The 861-nt window shown below is 71.9% G+C and carries 1 protein-coding gene; it reads left to right on the top strand.

Translation table 11 applies throughout. The features are described 5' to 3' along the window. The coding region (locus FNQ90_RS25235; RefSeq protein WP_182608433.1) for a tetratricopeptide repeat protein at positions 1-861 on the top strand (861 nt) is incomplete at both ends.

Genomic DNA, 861 nt, shown 5'->3' with positions numbered 1-861 from the left:
CATCCCACCCGCTCCCCCGAACGCCACCACGCGGTGGCCCGGGTGGCGGCCGACGCTTTGGTGGCAGTGTGGCCGGACCCCGAACCCGACACCGCCCTCGCGGGCGTGCTGCGCGCCAACACCACCGCCCTGACCGGCCTCGCCGAAGAGGATCTGCACCGACCCGACACCCACCCGGTGCTGTTCCGCGCAGGCCGGAGCCTGGGCGAAGCCGGCCAGGTCGCAGCCGCCATCAAGTACCACCAACGCCTCCTGGACACCGTCACCCGGCACCCGGCACCCGGCCATCAACCCGACACCCTGACCAGTCGCCTCTACTTGGCGTATTGGCGCGGCCAGGCAGGAGATGTGCCCGGTGCCATTACTGCTTACGAAGAACTCCTGGCGGACCAACTCCGCGTTTTGGGTCGCGACCACTCTGAGACTCTGACTGCCCGCCTCTACCTCGCCGCCTTATGCGGACAGGCCGGAGATGTAGTGGGCGCCGTCACCGCCACCGAGAAACTCTTGGCCGATCGCCTGCGCGTCCTGGGCCCCCACCACCCCCACACCCTCACCACCCGGGGCAACCTCGCTCATTGGCACGGCAAAGCCGGCGACGCGGAAGGCGCAGCCACCGCCTGCGAAAACCTCCTGACCGACATGGTCCGCGTCCTGGGACCCGACCACCCCCAAACCCTCACCACCCGCCACAACCTCGCCCACTGGCGCGGCGAAGCCGGGGACCCTGCAGGCGCCGTCACCGGGTTCGGCCCGCCGTTGCTCAACCGACTCGGGGCCCCGGCCCGGCGCGCCCGGGCGGCGGCCGTGACCGGCGGCGCGCTGGCGCTCGTGGCCGCCTGCTGGGCGCTGGTGCTCCAC

This window comes from Streptomyces alkaliphilus, from assembly GCF_014141535.1.
In the GTDB taxonomy this organism is placed as follows: domain Bacteria; phylum Actinomycetota; class Actinomycetes; order Streptomycetales; family Streptomycetaceae; genus Streptomyces; species Streptomyces alkaliphilus.
This window is presented reverse-complemented; position numbering and strand designations above follow the sequence as displayed.